The organism is Caballeronia pedi (genome assembly GCF_001544915.2).
Classification (GTDB): Bacteria; Pseudomonadota; Gammaproteobacteria; order Burkholderiales; family Burkholderiaceae; genus Caballeronia; species Caballeronia pedi.
Genome location: NZ_FCOE02000142.1, coordinates 1 through 503, shown reverse-complemented (window position 1 = coordinate 503; position 503 = coordinate 1). Strand labels below are relative to the sequence as shown.

1 protein-coding gene is annotated in these 503 nt (G+C 63.2%); it reads left to right on the top strand.

Going from position 1 to position 503, the window contains the following annotated elements; genetic code table 11:
- Window positions 1-503, top strand: a 503-nt coding sequence (locus tag AWB80_RS42905) for an electron transfer flavoprotein subunit alpha/FixB family protein (RefSeq protein ID WP_143328311.1), incomplete at both ends; no start/stop codon positions are given.

The following is a 503-nucleotide window of genomic DNA, read 5'->3' as shown; positions in this document are numbered from 1 at the left end:
AGCAAAGTGCTGCTCGCCGATGCGCCCCAACTCGCCGAAGGCCTCGCGGAAAACATCGATGCGACGGTGCTGAACATCGCGAAGGACTATTCGCATATCCTCGCGCCCGCGACGGCTTACGGTAAGAACATCGCGCCGCGTATCGCGGCGCATCTCGATGTCGCGCAAATCAGCGACATCACCGCCGTCGATAGCGCCGACACCTTCGAGCGCCCGATCTACGCAGGCAACGCGATCGCGACGGTTCAATCGAGCGATCCGATCAAGGTGATCACCGTTCGTTCGACAGGTTTCGATCCGGTCGCGGCGGAAGGCGGCAGCGCGCAAGTCGAAAAGATCGAAGCCGCCGCCGATGCGGGCCTCTCGCAGTTCGTGAGCCGCGAAGTGACGAAGCTCGATCGCCCGGAACTGACGAGCGCGCACATCATCGTGTCGGGTGGTCGCGGTCTGGGCAGCGGCGAGAACTACACGAAGACGCTGGAGCCGCTCGCGGACAAGCTCAA